General features: G+C 47.9%; 1 protein-coding gene. It reads right to left on the bottom strand.

Going from position 1 to position 290, the window contains the following annotated elements:
- Positions 1 to 290: GDSL-type esterase/lipase family protein (locus AOA60_RS23610; RefSeq protein WP_218240779.1), on the bottom strand; the 290-nt coding region annotated here is incomplete at both ends.

The following is a 290-nucleotide window of genomic DNA, read 5'->3' as shown; positions in this document are numbered from 1 at the left end:
TCTTCGAGGTGGACGTGCTTTTCGGGTTGTGTTGGTAGGTCGTACTGGCGCCACACATCGTTAATTCCAATCATAATCACAAGCCAGTCTGGGTTAGGTTGAATGACATCTGCGTCCCATCTCTCTTTTAAATGACGTACAGTGTGGCCGTTAATTCCTTTATTCACAACGCGTATGCCTAGTTCTGGGTAAACGGATTGGAGTAGTGCATCCACTTGGGCTACATATCCATGTCCCAGTGCACCGAAGTTTCCTTCTCCTTCTGGCTTTGCACGGTCGCAGTCTGTAAT

Source organism: Pseudomonas sp. 2822-17 (assembly GCF_002742485.1).
GTDB classification, from domain to species: Bacteria; Pseudomonadota; Gammaproteobacteria; order Pseudomonadales; family Pseudomonadaceae; genus Aquipseudomonas; species Aquipseudomonas cyclaminis.
Note: the sequence above shows the minus strand (reverse complement) of the source record. Positions and strands in the feature narration are given on the sequence as shown.